Genomic DNA, 17,026 nt, shown 5'->3' with positions numbered 1-17,026 from the left:
GGGCTGCAGGTTACCAGTGATCGGTAGTTAATTTTTGCCGAGTTCGTAGGCACCGATGGCCAAGAGCATAAATGCAAAGCCGGTAAACCCCAGCCAGATTGCAATGATCATCCGGCGCCTGAGCCCTGGCGGCAAATTATCCATCGTGTCTGCATCGAGATGGCCCCTGCGAACATGCAGCTTTGGCCAGATCACCACGCCGCAGGCCGACCATACCAAGTAACAACGCGACTTGAAGCTTGCAGTGCCCCATAGGTTCTTCTGGCGCTCGAACCAGGGGTTGCCTTGTATTGCCTCAATCAAAAGGTCGAAATCACGGCTCAAGGCGACGTAGGCATTCATCGCCATTGCAGATAGCATCAACAGAAAAGGCGTTGATAAAAACACCAGTTGCACGCCGGGCATCCAGGTTCGCGGATCTTCTGTCATGGTTGTGTCCAGTCGTAAATCAAATCGCCCATTAGCTCACCACCTTTACTTAAGCCCAACCCCCCAATTAGCGACCCACCCCCGACCAGAACTATCCCACAAACGGGTACACCCAATCCGGCGCTTGCTACGGCAAACGCACCGCATACGGCGGCGGCAGTAGCGATTCCAGCTTTGGCGCCGAAGGTTCCACCAATAAGCCCACCGGCAAAACTACCCGACGCGGTAAAGCGGATTCTTTTGCACTCATCCGTCTCCCCAACCCGACAAGCATCGCGCACCGTCAGCCATGACGCCGTCCCACCCAGACCAATCCCGACATACCCACCATACTTGAGGTACTTGGCTGTCTTCGCCACCTGCTCCAGATGCGTCGCATAGCCCCCGCCGGCACGGCTCCAGTGGTGCACCAGGCTGCGGGTTGAGATGCCCAGGTCCTTGCGCAAACTGTCGTAGCTGCCAAGGTTCAGTTGCTTGTTCAAAAAGGCACTCTTGAGCTGCGTATCAAGCTGCAAGTACAGCCGCCGGCGGGCATTGAAAAAATCCGTGCTGTTCAACCTGCCTGTGCGGCTGAACTCGCGCTGGTGCAGTTGCTCGAGGCTGCGCAAGGTTGCTTCGACCTGGCGCAAGCCTTTTTCCAGCATGTCCTTGCCCACGCCCATGGCCTGGCTCGCCCCGGCGGACAGCCCGGCAATCTCGGCCTGATGACGCATCATGAAATTGGCTTCCTCAGCACTCAGCGCAGCCAGGCTTTCGCGCACTTGCGCGGCGGCTGTCATCAGTTCGGCCTCTTCGCGGGTGCAGGCGCTGGTGATGTCCGGGTCACCGATGACGAAGATTTCCCCGGCTTTAAAGCCTGTGGCAAAGGTCGGGTTAAGCCGCTGCAATCGAGCGATCAGCTGAGGCCCTTGTTGCGCCGTCAGCAGGGCCAGCACCTGGGTGCCTGACATGCTGCGCGGCACGATGTAGAAGCCTGGCTGCAAGGTGGAACTGGTGGCGGTTATCGCCGGAGCAGGGGATAAAACGGAAGAGGGCGTCCTTGTCATGCGCAGGTTCCTTGGGCAAAGAGGCCCGGAACCTAGCACTGGCATTCACGCCTTGATGCACCGCTGGACGGAATCGGAAACGTCCCACGGTAAAATCGGATTCACCTAAAGCCAACGAAAATGTCTGGCCAACAACTAAACCTGCATATTCAACTTTGTCAGGGTGACGTTCTTGAACAGATCATCCTCTATCAATTCCGACACACCGCCTGCAGACATGTTGAACGAGATAAACGCCATGCTCTCGACCGGCACGCGTTGTAACGCGCTAATCAGGAAACTGGCGGCAAAGCCGTGGGTTACGATAATTGCGCATTCAACCTCAGCATCGAGCGTTGCGACAAAGTCGTAAATTCGACGTGCGAATTGCCGACGGGTTTCAGCCCCGTCGCAGATGGCATGGTCCATGCGCTCGCCGGGTTTCTCGGCGCAAGGTTTCATGATGCTGTCATGCAGCGCCTGGTCCATGCCCTCATGACTGCCGAACGACATCTCGCGCAACCGTGCGTCGAGGTTCGGCTCAAGCCCCAGGGCATCGGCAACTATTGTTGCGGTCTCTTTACAACGCAGCAGGTCAGAAGAGTAAATTGCCGGGCTTTTTGCAAACCCCTGAGTGGAAAAAAAACTGGCCAGAGCCTGGGCCTGTTCAATGCCTTTAGGGGTTAGCCTGGAATCAAACCAGCCGCCGACACGGTTATCGATGTGATGTTGCGCCTGTCCGTGGGTAACAATGTAATACCGCTTCATAGGTAGTTCACTTTTCTTCCATTCGTAAGTGTGCGCTGACAGGTCGGCGATTGTGCCAGAACAGGCAGTTTGCAGCGATAAAACGCCGCAAGTACGACGCAACACGGACAAAAAACGCATGCCCCGGACAGATCGCGCAGCGATTCGCCAATCCGGGCTTTTTGCAATATTAAGTCGCAGGTCAGCCCGTAATAGTAGCCAGCCCAACGTGACTTCCATGAGGCTGCATCGTGTATCAACGACTGTTGTGTTCGCTGTCCGTTTTGAGCCTGTCCATCGCCGCCCAAGCCGCAGAAAGTGTGCCGCTGGATACCCCGCGCCTGGCGCGTATCGACAACTTTCGCGATATCGCCGGCACCACCCATGCCTATTCCACTGCCCACGACGGCACGATGCGCAGCGGCGTGTTCTACCGCTCCAATGCCCTGACGCCGTCGGCCGCAGACCTGGCCACGCTCAACGGCCTGGGCATCAAGGCAATCTACGACCTGCGCACGCCGGATGAGATCGCCGCCACCCCCGACACCCTGATCGAGGGCGCGCGCTATCGCAACATCGACATCATCGGCAACAACACCTCCGGCGCCGACATCACCCGCGTCAGCTTCACCAGTGCTGCCGATGCCATTGCCATGATGCAGGAGACCAACCGCGCCTTCGTCAACGATGCCGGTATGCGTGGGCAGTTCACCACGCTGTTCAATGAGCTGGCGGCGGGCGATGGTGCGGCGCTGTTCCACTGCACCGCCGGCAAGGACCGCACCGGTTGGACCGCCGCAGTATTGCTGAGCATTGCCGGGGTCGACAGCGCGACGATCATGGACAATTACCTGGCCACCAACGATTACACCGCCGCGCGCGTGGCGGCGACCCTGGCGCACATGCCGCCGGGCATGGCGGCGATCTATGCGCCGCTGCTGGCAGTGGATGCCAGCTACCTGCAAGCCGGCCTCGACCAGGTCACCGCGCAGTACGGCAGCATGGACAACTACCTCAAGGAGGGCCTGGGCTTGTCTCAGGAGACCCTCTACGTACTGCGGGCCAAGATGGTGTCCTACAACAGCCTGCCCGGACAGCTGGGCTTGCTCGGCAACGCCGCGGCCGGCGCGCAGCTGTTGCAGCAGTTGCAGGACAGCAGCCTGTCGGGCACCTACAGTGCCTACAACTATTACTTGCAGTCGGCCATCGATGCCGGTGACCTGGCTGGCGTCGAGTCGACCGTCGGCGGCCAGGTGCATGCCGATGCCGCCAGCTACCTGTTGCGCCAGGGCGCGCTGATCGACCGCGCCGCCGCGCCTTACAGCCGCGGCATTGAGCTTAAGGCTGGCCAGTACCGGTTGTGGAGTACTGCCCTGGCCAGCTACCTGGGCACCGACGGTTCAAGCCATGCCGCCAGCAGCAACGAGCACAGCCAGGGCCTGATGATCGGCCTGACCCAGCGCTTTTCCGAGCAGTTCAGCGGCCACGCCGGTTTTGGCTACAGCCGTGGCAATGTCGGCGGCGCGGGCGGTGAGGCGGACACCGACCTGACCTTGTTCAAGGCCGGTGCGCGCTACGCTCCGGCGGGGCTTGAGCGTGGCCTGTTCGTCGATGCCGGCCTCAGTGCCGGCTGGCTCGATTACACCAGTAAGCGCGAGCTTGGCGGTGGGCTGGGCGCGGCCAAGGGCGACAGCCATGGCACCCTCAGCGGCGCCAGCCTGGCCCTGGGCTATCGCATGCCATCCAGTGCCATCACGCTGGAGCCAAGCCTGGGCCTGCGCATCAGTCACCTGGACCTCTCGGGCTTTAACGAAAAAGGCAGCGAACTGGCCCTTGAGGTCGATGGCATCCAGCAAACCCGGCGCAGCGCATTCGCCAACCTCGATGTTGCACTCGGCGCCATTGACCTGGCGGGCTGGCAACTGGTGCCGGGCGTGCAGCTGGGCTACGAGCATGTGCTGGGCGATCACCAGGTCGACAGCCAGGGCCACCTGCTGGGCCTTGACATCGAACAGCGCGCCGCCTTCGACAACCGCGACCAGTTCACTGCCGGGGTCAACCTGATGGTCAGCCTGGGGGCGCTGAGCTTCGCTGCCGAAGCCGGCGCCAGCAGCGGCGGTGACAGCCACGGCGCCAGTGGCAGCCTCAAGGCCAGCTACTTGTTCTGACTGCCAGCCGGGCCAGCCCTGCGCCGCTGGCCCGCGCCGTTGCGCACGTCGGCAGGGCTGACGCCGAAGGCACTGTGAAAGTACTGACAGAACCTGCCGACATTGCTGAAGCCAGACGCCAGCGCCACCTCGGTGACCGACGCCGCGCCGCGTTGGCGCAGTGCATGGTGTGCGTGTTCCAGGCGCAGTTGGCGCTGGTAGGCGACGATCGACAAACCCATGAAACGCCGAAAACCGTCCTGCAAGGCACGCAGGCTGACGTTGCACACTCGCGCAAGCTCGGTGCCGCTCACCTGGCTGTGCGGATGGGCCTGAAGGTACTCGATGGCCAGCTTCACATGTCGCGGCGCGATCATCGGCGCCGGGCGCTGCAGGGCCTGGCTGAAGTTGTGCGGCCAGATTTCGAGCAGCGCATCGACGAGCATTTCCTGCAGGCGCGCCGGCATCAGCGCCCCGGCGTGCAGCAGCAGGTCGAACTGGCTGCCGGTGGCCAGCTCCACCAGGGCCCTGATGCCCTGCAGGTGGGCCAGCGGCACCACAGGCTCAAAATACCACCTGCCGAGAATCGGCTTGCCCAGCAGCGTTGCCAGCCGCTCGGTAAACAGCGCCCGGCGGATCGAGATACCGCACTGGTCGTGATCATCCATCAAGCGCATCGAGCGTACATCGGCCTTGTCGATCGCCAGGCCCATGTGCCGAAAACCCGCCGCGTGACGATCGGGGTTAAGGATCAGGGTCCCGGAGGAGGGAATGACGAAGGTGATTTCATCCTGTGACTCGGGAAAGCAGAAAGTGAAGTCACCGCGGTAATGCATGCGTCGAAAACTCACGCCGTCATGGCGGCCATAGACGCCACCGATGTTGATGTTACCGGGCAGCGGTGGGATATCGGCGTACAGGTTGCCGAACAGGCTGCTGAACACTGCGCCGAAGTCGTCGCTGTGCATGCTGTCTGAGCGCAGGATGATCTGTTTGCGGGTCATGCTTGAGTACACCTTCGGGGTCACCTGGCGTGCGAGAGGTTTCGGGGCAGCAAAACATCAAGAGGCTAGCAGCTGGACGTGACAGCGGCGTGACCCATATGGGGGATAACAGGGTGCTTTACCCAGGCTGGCCAACCATTTGTCGGACATAGTGCACTTTTGTCACCACCCTCTGGCCAGCCCGTATTTCCCTGCTTAACTGATCTGGGCTGCCAGGCAGGCAGCTATGCGCCCAGGGAGGGTTTCATACCCGTTGCACCTCGGTAAACCGTGCCCAACCGGGCATGGCCGTACCGGACCGCAGCGTCTTCGCCGCAGGCAATCTGCGCGTGACGCCAGCGCGGAGGTTGCAACGTCGTTCGCCTGCATCCAACTGTGCGCCAAGGAAGTCGCCCGCCAGAAACAGCCCACGCGCTTGTTTCCACTCATTGTTTGCAATGGAGGCACCATGACTGACTCACTACAAGCACCTGTAATAGGACTCTTCCCCCTGTCCTACGTCATCGGCACCGATGCACCCGGCGCCCAGCGTCTGGTTCTCGATTTGCTGGTGCATCCGTCTGACCGCACCCTGCGCGGCAGCGCCCAGCTCACCCAGGCCACCAACCCGCCACTGGACCTGAACCTGGACGTCTGGGGCACCTACAGCTACCAGCTGTTCCTGCCGCCGAGCCCGAGCAATATCCTCATCACCCTGCAAGGTAACCACGGCGGCCCGACGGCCAATTCGCCGATCATCTTCAGCCTGCACCTGGCGGTGGGCTCGGACTGGCAGAAAGGCCAGGCCGGTTACCGCTACCTGAATAACCAGGGGCAATGGATCGTGGTCGAGGCGCCAGCGCACCGCGAAGACACCCGTATCAAGGCCTTCGGTAATCAGGACATCCAGGCGCTATTGCACACCGCGACCCTGGAGGCGGCCATTGCCACCGGCGATGTCGCCCACCTCAAGGCCCTGGCGGCCGGTGATGCGGGCGCAGCCCTGAACACCGCCATCGATTCGACCAAGAGCGCTTCCGGCAAAGCCGGCAAGTCCAGCCGCGCCTGACCAGACAAGGAGTCGTACCATGCCCGCAATCGGACTGTTCCACACTCGTCTCAACGTACGCACCGGCCTGCTCGGCGCCCCCGTGCTGACCCTCGATCTGTTGGTCAACACCGTGCACAAGAAGATCACCGGCGTGGCCAGCATCTTTGCTGCCACCTACCCGCCGCTGAACTTCCATGCCGATGTCTGGGGGGATTACTCGGACCTCAAGCTCGGCCTCAAAGGTGAGGGCCATATTGTTATCAACCTCACCGGCAGCCCCAGCGGCCCGTTCAGTACCCTGGAGCAGACTTTCCATCTGCACGCAATCCTTGATGCCAAGTGGGCCAGCGGCACCGCCAGCTATCGCTACCTGCGCCTGGATGGCGGCGGCTGGCAAGTGGTAGCGCATGCCAACGTACGCCAGGCGCCGACCGAGACCCACCAGAGCCAGAAGGACGTCAGCGAACGTAGCCGCAGCCGCCTGCAGGCGGCGATTGGTCAGCTGGAAAGCGCGTAAAGGCGCGTGACAAGAGGGCAGCCCGGTAGCCCGGGCTGCTTATCGACTGCATCCAGGCGCTGCCAAACAAGGCTGCATCGGCGACAACGCTGACGATGGCTGCCGATTCAGCAGGGCGATGACTTTGAGTGCTTCGTGGCGGGTTTGCCCGAGTAATTGCGTCAGGCACAAGACTTCCCGGCGAAAACCCGGATAATGGCGGCCAAATCGTTTTGCTCGTATGGTATTCCCGCATGGAAATCAAGGTTAACTTTCTCGACAACCTTCGACTTGAAGCCAAGTTCGATGACTTCACGGTGGTGGCCGATCAACCGATCCGCTACAAGGGCGACGGCTCGGCACCGGGTCCGTTCGACTACTTCCTGGCTTCGTCGGCCCTGTGCGCGGCGTACTTCGTCAAGCTGTACTGCCAGACCCGCGATATCCCCACCGACAACATCCGCCTGTCGCAAAACAACATTGTCGACCCGGAGAACCGCTACAAGCAGATCTTCAAGATCCAGGTCGAGTTGCCAGCCGATATCAGCGAGAAAGACCGCCAGGGCATCCTGCGCTCGATCGACCGCTGCACGGTGAAGAAGGTGGTGCAGACCGGCCCCGACTTCGTCATCGAAGAAGTGGAAAACCTCGACGCCAACGCCCAGGCGCTGCTGATGCTCGACCCGTCTTCGGACACCAGCACCTTCATCGCCGGCAAGGACCTGCCATTGGAGCAGACCATCGCCAACATGTCGGGCATCCTCGCCGGCCTCGGGATGAAGATCGAGATCGCCTCGTGGCGCAACATCGTGCCCAATGTCTGGTCGCTGCACATTCGCGATGCGCAGTCGCCGATGTGCTTTACCAACGGCAAGGGCGCTACCAAGGAGGGTGCGCTGGCCTCGGCGCTGGGCGAGTTCATCGAGCGGCTCAACTGCAACTTCTTCTACAACGACCAGTTCTGGGGCGAAGACATCGCCAATGCCGAATTCGTCCATTACCCCGACGAGCGCTGGTTCAAGCCAGGCCGTAAAGATGCGCTGCCGGCGGAGATTCTCGACCAATACTGCCGCGAGATCTACAACCCCGATGGCGAGCTGTGCGGCTCGCACCTGTACGACACCAACTCGGGCAATATCGAGCGTGGCATCTGCTCGCTGCCGTTTGTGCGCCAGTCCGACGGCGAGGTGGTGTACTTCCCCTCCAACCTGATCGAGAACCTGTACCTGAGCAACGGCATGAGCGCCGGCAACACCCTGGCCGAGGCCCAGGTGCAATGCCTGTCGGAGATCTTCGAGCGCGCGGTCAAGCGTGAAATCCTCGAAGGCGAGCTGGCCCTGCCGGACGTACCGCAGGAGGTGCTGGCCAAGTACCCGGGCATTCTCGCCGGTATCCAGGGCCTGGAAGAGCAGGGCTTCCCGGTGCTGGTCAAGGATGCCTCGCTCGGTGGCGCCTTCCCGGTGATGTGCGTGACCTTGATGAACCCGCGCACTGGCGGCGTGTTCGCCTCGTTCGGCGCCCACCCAAGCTTTGAAGTGGCGCTGGAGCGCAGCCTCACCGAGCTGCTGCAGGGCCGCAGTTTCGAAGGCCTCAACGACCTGCCGCAGCCCACCTTCGAAAGCCACGCGGTGACCGAGCCGAACAACTTTGTCGAGCACTTCATCGACTCCAGCGGTGTGGTGTCGTGGCGCTTCTTCAGCGCCAAGGCCGACTTCGAGTTCGTCGAATGGGACTTCTCGGCCGAGGGTGAAAACGCCAACGCCGAAGAAGCCGCGGCGCTGTTCGGCATCCTCGAAGACATGGGCAAAGAGGTGTACATGGCGGTGTACCAGCACCTGGGCGCCACCGCCTGCCGCATCCTGGTGCCGGATTACTCGGAAATCTACCCGGTGGACGACCTGATCTGGGACAACACCAACAAGGCGCTGTTCTTCCGTGAGGACATCCTCAACCTGCACCGCCTGGATGACGAGCAACTGCAGTCGCTGGTCGAGCGCCTGGAAGAAAGCGAGCTTGATGATTACACCGACATCACCACCCTGATCGGCGTCGAGTTCGACGACAACACCGCCTGGGGCCAGCTGACCATCCTCGAACTGAAGCTGCTGATCCACCTGGCCCTGCAGCAGTTCGAGCCGGCCAAGGAGCTGGTCGAAACCTTCCTGCAGTTCAACGACAACACCGTCGAGCGCGGCCTGTTCTACCAGGCGGTGAACGTGGTGCTCGAAGTGGCCATGGACGACGAGCTGGAGCTGGCCGATTACGAAGCCAACTTCCGCCGTATGTTTGGCAACCCGCGCATGGACGCGGTGCTCGGCTCGGTGGACGGCAGCGTGCGCTTCCATGGCCTGACGCCGACCAGCATGAAGCTCGAAGGCCTCGACCGTCACCAGCGCCTGATCGACAGCTACAAAAAACTGCACGCGGCGCGGGCCAAAGTGGCCAACCTGTCGCGCTAAAAGGCGCCAGCAAAAACAGCACCTTCGGGTGCTGTTTTGGTTTATGCGCACAGGTTATAGCCATGTAGCCAACTGGTCTTGCCGCTCAAACGCTGGCGCTTGCCGCAGGCGGGGGTTGGCGTTTAGCTGAGCGTTCGTGTGAACAACCTCATCAGGTGCAGACCATGAGCACACCCCTGGATTTGCATGCGTTAAAGGCGCGCCAGCAGGCGGCGTGGGCCAGCGGCGACTACGCGGTGATTGGCACCACCTTGCAACTGGTTGGCGAGCGCCTGGCCGAAGCTTGCGACTTGCGCTGGGATGAAAAGGTCCTGGATGTCGCCGCCGGCAACGGCAATGTCACCCTGGCCGCCGCCCGCCGTGGCTGTCAGGTGACCTCCACCGACTACGTGCCCGAACTGCTCAAGCGCGGCGAGGAGCGCGCCCGGGCCGAGCACCTCAACGTGGCCTTCCAAGTGGCCGATGTCGAAGCCTTGCCGTTTGCCGATGACGCGTTCGACGCCGTGGTCTCGACCTTTGGCGTGATGTTCGCCCCCGACCAGGCGCAGGCGGCCAGGGAACTGGGTCGCGTATGTCGTTCGGGCGGGCGCATCGGCCTGGCCAACTGGACCCCGCAAGGTTTTATCGGGCAGATGTTCAAGACCCTCGGCCGTCACGTGCCGCCACCGGCCGGTGCACAACCGCCGTCGCGCTGGGGCGATGAAGAGCAGTTGCACAGCCTGTTCGGCGACGACATCGGTGCGATCAAGGTCAGCCGCGAGCACTTCAATTTTCGCTATCGTTCGGCGGCGCATTTCATCGAAGTGTTCAGGACCTGGTACGGGCCGGTACACAAGGCGTTTGCCTCGCTCGACAGCGACCAGGCCCGCGCGCTGGAAAGCGACTTGACCCAACTGCTGAACGACAACAACGTGGCGGGAGGTGCATCGCTGGTGGTGCCGAGCGAGTACCTTGAGGTGGTCATCAGCCGCCGCTGAGATCATCGCGGGTTTTGCGCGCAAGCGGTGGGAGCGGGCCTTGCCCCGCGAAACGGTCGGTTGTGTTGTTTCATGGCCGAGCAAAGCAAAACCAGTAGTAGTAAATGAATGAGAAGTATTACCATGCACGGCTTTCCTTAGCTGCCAGGAGATCCCGTCCATGCCCCCGTCCAGCCCTCACGATGTTGGCGCGCTGTATCTGCAGCATCACAGCTGGGTGGTGGCCATGCTGCGGCGCAAGCTGGGCAATCGCGAGCAGGCGCTGGACCTGGCCCAGGACACCTTCGTAAAGCTTCTGCGCAGCGAGGTGCCGCCACTGCTGCGCGAGCCGCGGGCGTACCTTGGCACCATCGCCAGCCGCCTGTGCCTGCAGCATTTTCGCCGCCAGGCGCTTGAACGTGCCTACCTGCAAAGCCTGGCTCAGCTTGAGTCGCAGCATCAACCGTCGGAAGAAACCCGGGTGCTGGTGCTCGAGGCGCTGGACGCCGTCGGCCAGGTGCTCGATGGCCTGGCCAGCCGGGTGCGGGAGGTGTTTTTGCTGTCCCAGCTCGATGGCCTGACCTACCCGCAGATCGCCGAGCGTCTGGGCCTGAGCGTCAATGTCGTGCAGAAGGCCATGCTCAAGGCCTATCGGCATTGCTACGCGGCCGTGCACGGCGAATGAAGCCGATGCCCGCAGCCGAGCCGCGCCTTGACCCGCACGTTCTGGAGCAGGCGATGCTGTGGATGGTGCGCCTGCAATCGGGGGTGAGCTGCGATGCCGAGCAACTCGCCTGCCAGCGCTGGCGCCAGGAAAGCGCGGCCCATGAACTGGCCTGGCAGCGGCTCAGTGGTATCGGCCAAGGCCTGCGAGAAGGCACCTGCGGTTTGTCGGCGGCGGGGGCGCGCAGCCTGCTTGAGGCGCGTTCGCTGCCTTCGCGCAGGGCAGTCCTCAAGAGCCTGGTCGCCGGTGGCGTACTGATCGCCAGTGGCTACGGGGTACAGCAGCGCAGTGTGCTGCCGGGCCTGTTCAGCGATTACGCCACTGCCACCGGCGAGCGCCGCAACTGGACCCTGGCCTCGGGGCTGGCGCTGCAACTGGATACCCGTAGCGCCCTGGACAGTGATGTGCTCGATGGCGTCCGGGTGCTGACTTTGAACCGTGGGCGGGTATTGCTGGAGGTGGGGCAGGGCACCAGCGTCAGCCTGCGCACGGGCGAGGCCCGGGTACGGCCAGCGGCACTGTCGCGCCTGGTGGTCAGCCGGCAACCCAGCGCGACGCTGGTGCAGATGCTCAAGGGCACCGTGCAGGTCGAGCATGGGCAGGGCTCAGGCTTGACCCTGCAGGCCGGCTGGCAACAGCTTTACAGCAGCACCCGGGCCGGGCCGTTGTTGCCACTGGCAGCGGGTGCGCAGGCCTGGACCCAGGGCCTGCTGGTGGCGCAGCGCATGCCGCTGGCCGAACTGCTGGCCGAGCTCGACCGCTACCGCCCCGGCGTGCTGCGTTGTGATCCGCAGGTTGCCGGCCTGCAGGTCAGCGGCTCGTTCTCCCTCGATCAACCCGATGCCAGCCTTGAGCTGATCACCCAGGTGTTGCCGGTTCGCGTGCAGCGGCTGCTGGGTTACTGGGCCAGCGTTGTACCGGCCTGAAATAATGTTCATTGGCGTTGGCAGGTTTTCTTGCTTCGCGCATCAAGACAAGGGAAAGCGCTGAACAGCCAGCGCCATGCCCACCTCTGCTCTCCAAGGACTGTCTCGATGCGTTGTCGCCTTACCCCCCTTGCCACTGCCGTTCGCGCCCTGATGCTGGGTGCTACCCTGGTCACCTTCAACCCAACCGTAATGGCTGCCCAGGCGAGCGCGGAGCAGGCCGGTATGCGCAGTTATGACATCGCCCCGGGGAGCCTGGACAGCGTGCTCGGCCAGTTTGGCCAGCAGGCCGGGGTGATGGTCGCGGTGGACTCGCAGGTGTCCAACGGCCTGCACAGCCCCGGGCTGCGCGGCCAGTTCGCCGTCGACCAGGCACTGGCGCAACTGCTGGCCGGCACCGGCCTGCAACCTGTGGTCATGGGCCAGGGACGTTACCGGTTGATACCCCGCGCCGCGGATGCCGGTGCCCTTGAGCTGGGAGCGACCAGTGTCAGCGCCGCCGGCATGGGCGCCACTACCGAAGGCACGGGCTCCTACACCAGCGGCTCGACCAGCACGGCGACCAAGATGAACCTGTCGATCCGCGAAACACCGCAATCGATCAGTGTCGTCACCCGCCAGCGCATGGACGACCAGCAGCTGCGCAACATGTCCGATGTGCTCAACCAGACCCCCGGCGTGACCATGTCCCAGGACGGCGGCGAGCGCTTCAACATCTATTCGCGCGGCAGCGCCATCAACACCTATCAGTTCGACGGCGTCACCACCTACCAGGAAAACCAGACCCGCACCATGCCCAGCACCCTGCTGGACATGGCCATCTACGACCGGGTAGAGGTGGTGCGCGGTGCCACCGGGCTGATGACCGGGGCGGGCGACCCCAGCGGCGTGGTCAACGTCATCCGCAAGCGCCCGACCCGCGAGTTTCAGGGTTATGTGCAAGGCGGCATCGGGTCGTGGGATTTCAAGCGCCTGGAGGCAGATGTCTCCGGGCCGCTGACCCCCACCGGCAACCTGCGTGGGCGCATGGTGGCGGCCAAGCAGCTCAACGACACGTTCATGGACTGGTACCAGCAGGACCGCGACATTCTTTACACAGCGCTCGAAGCCGACCTCAGCGACACCACCCTGGTGCGCCTGAGCATCGATCACCAGCGCTACCGGCCCACCGGCGGCCAGGGGGTGCCGATCCTGTTCAGCAACGGCCAGCCAACGGATTTCTCCCGTGATGCCAGTTCCGGCGCGCGCTGGGCGTCAGATCGCTTCGACACCAACAACTACAGCCTGGCGCTCGAACAGCAGCTGGCCAACGACTGGCAGTTGAAGGTCGCGGGTACCTTCATGGATGTCGATCGCGACACCCGTAGCGGCTCCTACCAGAGCTCTACCGGCATGTCGTACATCACCCCCGAGGGCAATGCCACCATCAGCCAGGGCTGGTCCGAAGCCACCCAGCACCAGAAAGCCGTCGATGCCACCTTGCAGGGGCCATTCGAGCTGTTCGGGCAAACCCATGAACTGATCGTCGGCGCCAACTACCTCGACTACGTCAACCACCACTACGCCACCAGCGGGCGTTCGGCCATCGTCGACTTCAATACCTGGAACAACGAACTGCCCAAGCCCGACAAGGACAGCTTCGCCCCGGCGCTGGACTACGACGTCGACACCCGCCAGAGCGGCTACTTCGTCGCCGGGCGCTTCAACCTCAGCGACAGCCTGCACCTGATCCTCGGCGCCCGGGCCAGCAACTACCGCTATCACTACTATTCCAAGAGCCTGGCTTCCGGTTACGTGCTGGACTACAGCATGACCGAACGCGGCGAAGTCACGCCCTACGCCGGGGTGGTTTATGACCTGACGCCCGAGCAGTCGATCTATGTCAGCTACACCGATATCTTCAAGCCACAGTCGAGCCAGGACCGCAGCGGCAAGGTGCTGGAGCCGGTGGTCGGCAAAAACTATGAACTGGGCTGGAAGGGCGAGTTCTACGACGGCCGCCTCAACGCCAACGTCGCCGCCTACGTGATCAAGCGCGATAACGTCGCCGAGCTGGATGCCGGCTACACTGTGCCGGGCACCGACCAGGACGCCTACCGCGCGGTCAGCGGGGCCAAGACCAAGGGCGTTGACCTAGAACTGGCCGGTGAGCTCGCCCCGGGCTGGGAGCTGCAAGCGGGCTTTAGCCACTCGCGCACCGAAGACGCCGAAGGCCAGCGCCTGACCAGCCAGCTGCCGCTGGACACCTTCCGGCTGTGGACCACCTACCAGCTACCCGGCCAATGGCAGCGCCTGACCCTCGGCGGCGGCGCCAGCTGGAACTCCAGCAACTCGCTGTACTTCAGCCGCTACAACAGCCGCGTCAGCCAGGATGACTACGCGGTGTTCAACCTGATGGCGCGCTACCGGCTCAGCGATCATCTTTCCACCACCCTCAACCTCAACAACCTGCTGGACGAGAAGTACTACGCCGGGTTTTCCGGCAGCTACGGGCACTACGGGCCGCCGCGCAATGTGATGATGAATGTGCGTTACGACTTCTGAGGTTTGTAGTCGCAATGGATCTGCATGCTCTCTGTTTCGTTTCGATGGATGTCAAAGCCGCATTGTTTCAGTGCGTCTTTGACCCTGTCGATAACCACCAGGTAGTGCGCTGCGCGTGCGCGCTGGCGAGTCAGCGAGGTAAAGACGCCAAAGGGCAGCAAGCGCAGCCTTTTTCCCTTTAACACAATGGAGACATCGACATGTGAGCCATCCACGTCATGGCCATTGGCGCCAAATATCTCGCCGACTTCATCCTTGCGACCGGGGTAGCAGGCGCAGAACACCTTGATGCCCAGCCAGCGTGAGAGTGTTCTGAACGAACCCAGATGGCTGTTTTTGTTTTCATACCCGCGTACCAGCAACAGCTCAATGTCGGGTGGCAGCGTTGATTGGGCCTCAATCAACTTATGGAAAGTTTCTTCATCGATGGCTACTTCAGAGGACGGCCAGCGCGGGGATACTCGTATCCCGTGGCGCTCTCCCTTTGGCAATACAAGCATGCTGGGCGTTCTCAAATGGGGCTATCCGGGGAGAGGGGGCTGGTCAGATCAAGCACATCGACGACTGCACCGCTGAAAAAGTCCACGACCTCCAGACGGTGGGTCAGCAACTGATCGCCAAACCAGTCAGCGGCGAGCCGGCCGGGTGGGCCTTTGTGGCGTACAACCGTGGTTTCGATCTGGCCGCTGTCAGCCGCAAGGATGATGTCTTCACCCCAGTTCGAACGCTGCGTCGCTGAGATCGGCAGGCACAGGTGAGTAGCGGATTCATTGAACAGGATTGTCCCGGCGCCTACCTGACCATATTCGTCGATGTCCCTGGACCACAATGTCGCGCCGTTGCGATCGCAGCACAGCAGGCGGTTGTTTTCACCGGTGACAAACAGGTATTGACCATCACGGGAAAAGCGCAGGCTTCTGACCTTGGCGTCCAGCGCCAGGGTGATCTTGTTGATCTCGCCACTGGCGCAATCAACCGTCAGCACACTGTTGCTGGCCCGCTCATCGGGTGCCCAGAGTTTGCCTTGCACGGGGTCGATGCAACCAAACCGGGCATCGACATTGCGGGCGATCGGTTCGCTGCATTCGCCGCTGTCCAGGTCGATGATCACCGGGCGCTTTTTATCGTTGCCGACCCCGACCAGCGCGTACCGGCCGCTGGGGTCCAGGTGCGACCAGTACGCCAGGAACCTGTCGGTTTCATGCAGCGCCGTGCGATCTTCAAGAAAGCTCAGGCGCGAGCGACTGGCGCCGCGCACCACCCGCCAATCGGTGCCTTGCAGGGCCATGCGCCGGCCATCGTGGGAGATGTCGCAAACCCTGTCGTCGGCCTGGGTACCGACGGGGTGGGTCAATGCACCGGTGTCCGGATCGTACTGGGTCAGGCAGGCGGGGCGAATACTGTCGCTTTTATCGAAGAACACCAGGCGGCGGGGTACATCAATGTACATTGCAACTCCCGAAAGTCAGCGAGCAAAGTGCGCAAGGATAAGGCTGCGGCGGCTACCTGAAAAGCAGGTGCGAGCTGTGGGAGATTCTATGGTTCACAGGAAGGCCTCAAATCGGCTTCAACGACTCGAACTGATTGGCCAGCCACCCCTGCAGCCGTGACACCGCAGGCGAGACCTGCTTGCGGTGCGGGCAGACCAGACTCAACGGCAAGGCCTCGCCAGGATGGTCCTGCAACACCACCAGCAGACGCCCGGCCAGCACATCGGCACTGACATCCAGCCAGGACTTGAAGGCAATCCCTTCACCCTCAACCGCCCAGCGCCGGGCGACATCGGCGTCGTCACTGAACAGCGGCCCGGACACCTGGACCGTTTGCGCGCCTACCCGCCACTTGTCAAACACGCGGCCGTTCTGCAGGTAAAGCAAACACGCATGATTGAGCAAGTCTGCCGGTACCCGTGGGCTGCCATTGCGTCTGAGGTAATCCGGCGAGGCTACCAGCACCCGCCGATTCCACGGCGCCAGCGGTAGCGCAACGTAGTTGGCGTCACCATTGAGCCCATAGCGAATGGCGACATCCACCGGGTCGCGAAACAGGTCGGCAATCTGGTCAGAGAGAAAAAAGCGCAGGTTCAGCTGCGGGTGCTCACGTCGAAACGCCGAAAGCCAGGGCAGCAGGATATTGCGCCCCAGATCCGACGGCGCTGCAATCTGCAGCACCCCGCGCAGCGGCGCATTATCACCGCGCAGGCTCTCGCGCCCTTGCTTGAGGGTCTCCAGCACCGACACCGCAGTGGGCAGGTACTGCTCGCCTTCGGCCGTCAGGCGCAGGCTGCGGGTGGTGCGGGCAAACAGGCGCACATCAAGTTCGCGCTCAAGGCGCTTGATCGCCGCCGCCACCTGGCCTGGCAGTAAATCCGCCTCGAGCGCGGCGGCGGTAAAGCTGCCAAGGGCAGCGCTGCGGACAAACATGCCCAGATCATCGATACGGATCATTTTCACTCCTGCAGTGAAAGTGTTGGCGCATTCTGCCGGTTTTTCTTTACCCCAGGGAAGGTGCACCCTTCATTCCTGCTTTTTCAACCAGG

15 protein-coding genes are annotated in these 17,026 nt (G+C 62.4%); 8 read left to right on the top strand and 7 right to left on the bottom strand.

The genetic code is table 11. From position 1 onward, the window contains the following. Positions 1-27: 27 nt before the first annotated feature. From LOY34_RS16240 to LOY34_RS16230, 3 genes are all read right to left on the bottom strand, one after another. Positions 28-429: a hypothetical protein gene (locus LOY34_RS16240; protein WP_195884497.1), complete on the bottom strand. Its 402-nt coding sequence runs from the start codon at positions 427-429 to the stop codon at positions 28-30. Beyond that, positions 426-1,475, bottom strand: coding sequence for a hypothetical protein (locus LOY34_RS16235; protein WP_195884496.1), 1,050 nt, complete (start codon positions 1,473-1,475; stop codon positions 426-428). Before LOY34_RS16235 ends, LOY34_RS16240 begins: the two co-directional genes overlap by 4 nt. A 135-nt stretch (positions 1,476-1,610) precedes the next feature. Beyond that, positions 1,611-2,441 (bottom strand): histidine phosphatase family protein, encoded by an 831-nt coding sequence (locus tag LOY34_RS16230; RefSeq protein WP_195884495.1) that lies wholly within the window; start codon positions 2,439-2,441, stop codon positions 1,611-1,613. An 11-nt stretch (positions 2,442-2,452) separates the two neighbouring features. On the opposite strand from LOY34_RS16230, the gene LOY34_RS16225 reads away from it, so the two are divergent. Then, positions 2,453-4,369: a tyrosine-protein phosphatase gene (locus tag LOY34_RS16225; protein ID WP_195884494.1), complete on the top strand. Its 1,917-nt coding sequence runs from the start codon at positions 2,453-2,455 to the stop codon at positions 4,367-4,369. Here the strand turns inward: LOY34_RS16225 and LOY34_RS16220 are convergent. Further along, positions 4,357-5,352 carry a helix-turn-helix domain-containing protein gene (locus LOY34_RS16220; protein WP_408980884.1) on the bottom strand — a complete coding sequence of 332 codons (996 nt, stop codon included), beginning with the start codon at positions 5,350-5,352 and terminating at the stop codon, positions 4,357-4,359. The genes LOY34_RS16225 and LOY34_RS16220 overlap by 13 nt on opposite strands. Before the next feature lie 448 nt (positions 5,353-5,800). Between LOY34_RS16220 and LOY34_RS16215 the strand changes: the two genes are divergently transcribed. From LOY34_RS16215 to LOY34_RS16185, 7 genes are all read left to right on the top strand, one after another. Next, entirely contained in the window at positions 5,801-6,400 is a 600-nt protein-coding gene (locus LOY34_RS16215; RefSeq protein ID WP_195884492.1) for a DUF1842 domain-containing protein, read from the top strand. A gap of 19 nt (positions 6,401-6,419) precedes the next feature. Then, positions 6,420-6,899, top strand: a complete 480-nt coding sequence (locus LOY34_RS16210; RefSeq protein WP_195884491.1) for a DUF1842 domain-containing protein — start codon at positions 6,420-6,422, stop codon at positions 6,897-6,899. Positions 6,900-7,132: 233 nt separating this feature from the next. Continuing rightward, positions 7,133-9,337 (top strand): OsmC domain/YcaO domain-containing protein, encoded by a 2,205-nt coding sequence (locus LOY34_RS16205; RefSeq protein WP_195884490.1) that lies wholly within the window; start codon positions 7,133-7,135, stop codon positions 9,335-9,337. 164 nt (positions 9,338-9,501) lie between these two features. Then, the gene (locus tag LOY34_RS16200) at positions 9,502-10,314 is read left to right on the top strand and encodes a class I SAM-dependent methyltransferase (RefSeq protein ID WP_195884489.1); all 813 of its coding nucleotides are present in this window, start codon (positions 9,502-9,504) and stop codon (positions 10,312-10,314) included. Between the two features lie 160 nt (positions 10,315-10,474). Next, positions 10,475-10,978 carry a sigma-70 family RNA polymerase sigma factor gene (locus LOY34_RS16195; protein ID WP_195884488.1) on the top strand — a complete coding sequence of 168 codons (504 nt, stop codon included), beginning with the start codon at positions 10,475-10,477 and terminating at the stop codon, positions 10,976-10,978. Beyond that, positions 10,975-11,943 (top strand): DUF4880 domain-containing protein, encoded by a 969-nt coding sequence (locus LOY34_RS16190; protein WP_195884487.1) that lies wholly within the window; start codon positions 10,975-10,977, stop codon positions 11,941-11,943. Before LOY34_RS16195 ends, LOY34_RS16190 begins: the two co-directional genes overlap by 4 nt. Before the next feature lie 108 nt (positions 11,944-12,051). Then, positions 12,052-14,487, top strand: a complete 2,436-nt coding sequence (locus tag LOY34_RS16185; RefSeq protein ID WP_258663539.1) for a TonB-dependent siderophore receptor — start codon at positions 12,052-12,054, stop codon at positions 14,485-14,487. Here the strand turns inward: LOY34_RS16185 and LOY34_RS16180 are convergent. The 3 genes from LOY34_RS16180 to LOY34_RS16170 all read right to left on the bottom strand — a co-directional run bounded on the left by LOY34_RS16180 (position 14,475) and on the right by LOY34_RS16170 (position 16,934). Then, positions 14,475-14,987, bottom strand: a complete 513-nt coding sequence (locus LOY34_RS16180; protein ID WP_123566261.1) for a hypothetical protein — start codon at positions 14,985-14,987, stop codon at positions 14,475-14,477. The genes LOY34_RS16185 and LOY34_RS16180 overlap by 13 nt on opposite strands. Positions 14,988-14,998: 11 nt before the next feature. Further along, positions 14,999-15,937: a YncE family protein gene (locus LOY34_RS16175; protein ID WP_258663535.1), complete on the bottom strand. Its 939-nt coding sequence runs from the start codon at positions 15,935-15,937 to the stop codon at positions 14,999-15,001. A gap of 106 nt (positions 15,938-16,043) precedes the next feature. Further along, positions 16,044-16,934: a LysR family transcriptional regulator gene (locus LOY34_RS16170; RefSeq protein WP_123566263.1), complete on the bottom strand. Its 891-nt coding sequence runs from the start codon at positions 16,932-16,934 to the stop codon at positions 16,044-16,046. Positions 16,935-17,026 lie beyond the last annotated feature (92 nt).

Source organism: Pseudomonas sp. B21-009 (assembly GCF_024749345.1).
In the GTDB taxonomy this organism is placed as follows: domain Bacteria; phylum Pseudomonadota; class Gammaproteobacteria; order Pseudomonadales; family Pseudomonadaceae; genus Aquipseudomonas.
Note: the sequence above shows the minus strand (reverse complement) of the source record. Positions and strands in the feature narration are given on the sequence as shown.

Coding starts and splice junctions, on each gene's coding strand:
- LOY34_RS16195 (WP_195884488.1), top strand. CDS start 10,475: ATGCCCCCGTCCAGCCCTCACGATGTTGGCGCGCTGTATCTGCAGCAT.
- LOY34_RS16220 (WP_408980884.1), bottom strand. CDS start 5,352: ATGACCCGCAAACAGATCATCCTGCGCTCAGACAGCATGCACAGCGAC.
- LOY34_RS16190 (WP_195884487.1), top strand. CDS start 10,975: ATGAAGCCGATGCCCGCAGCCGAGCCGCGCCTTGACCCGCACGTTCTG.
- LOY34_RS16205 (WP_195884490.1), top strand. CDS start 7,133: ATGGAAATCAAGGTTAACTTTCTCGACAACCTTCGACTTGAAGCCAAG.
- LOY34_RS16215 (WP_195884492.1), top strand. CDS start 5,801: ATGACTGACTCACTACAAGCACCTGTAATAGGACTCTTCCCCCTGTCC.
- LOY34_RS16240 (WP_195884497.1), bottom strand. CDS start 429: ATGACAGAAGATCCGCGAACCTGGATGCCCGGCGTGCAACTGGTGTTT.
- LOY34_RS16175 (WP_258663535.1), bottom strand. CDS start 15,937: ATGTACATTGATGTACCCCGCCGCCTGGTGTTCTTCGATAAAAGCGAC.
- LOY34_RS16230 (WP_195884495.1), bottom strand. CDS start 2,441: ATGGAAGTCACGTTGGGCTGGCTACTATTACGGGCTGACCTGCGACTT.
- LOY34_RS16200 (WP_195884489.1), top strand. CDS start 9,502: ATGAGCACACCCCTGGATTTGCATGCGTTAAAGGCGCGCCAGCAGGCG.
- LOY34_RS16210 (WP_195884491.1), top strand. CDS start 6,420: ATGCCCGCAATCGGACTGTTCCACACTCGTCTCAACGTACGCACCGGC.
- LOY34_RS16235 (WP_195884496.1), bottom strand. CDS start 1,475: ATGACAAGGACGCCCTCTTCCGTTTTATCCCCTGCTCCGGCGATAACC.
- LOY34_RS16185 (WP_258663539.1), top strand. CDS start 12,052: ATGCGTTGTCGCCTTACCCCCCTTGCCACTGCCGTTCGCGCCCTGATG.
- LOY34_RS16180 (WP_123566261.1), bottom strand. CDS start 14,987: ATGCTTGTATTGCCAAAGGGAGAGCGCCACGGGATACGAGTATCCCCG.
- LOY34_RS16170 (WP_123566263.1), bottom strand. CDS start 16,934: ATGATCCGTATCGATGATCTGGGCATGTTTGTCCGCAGCGCTGCCCTT.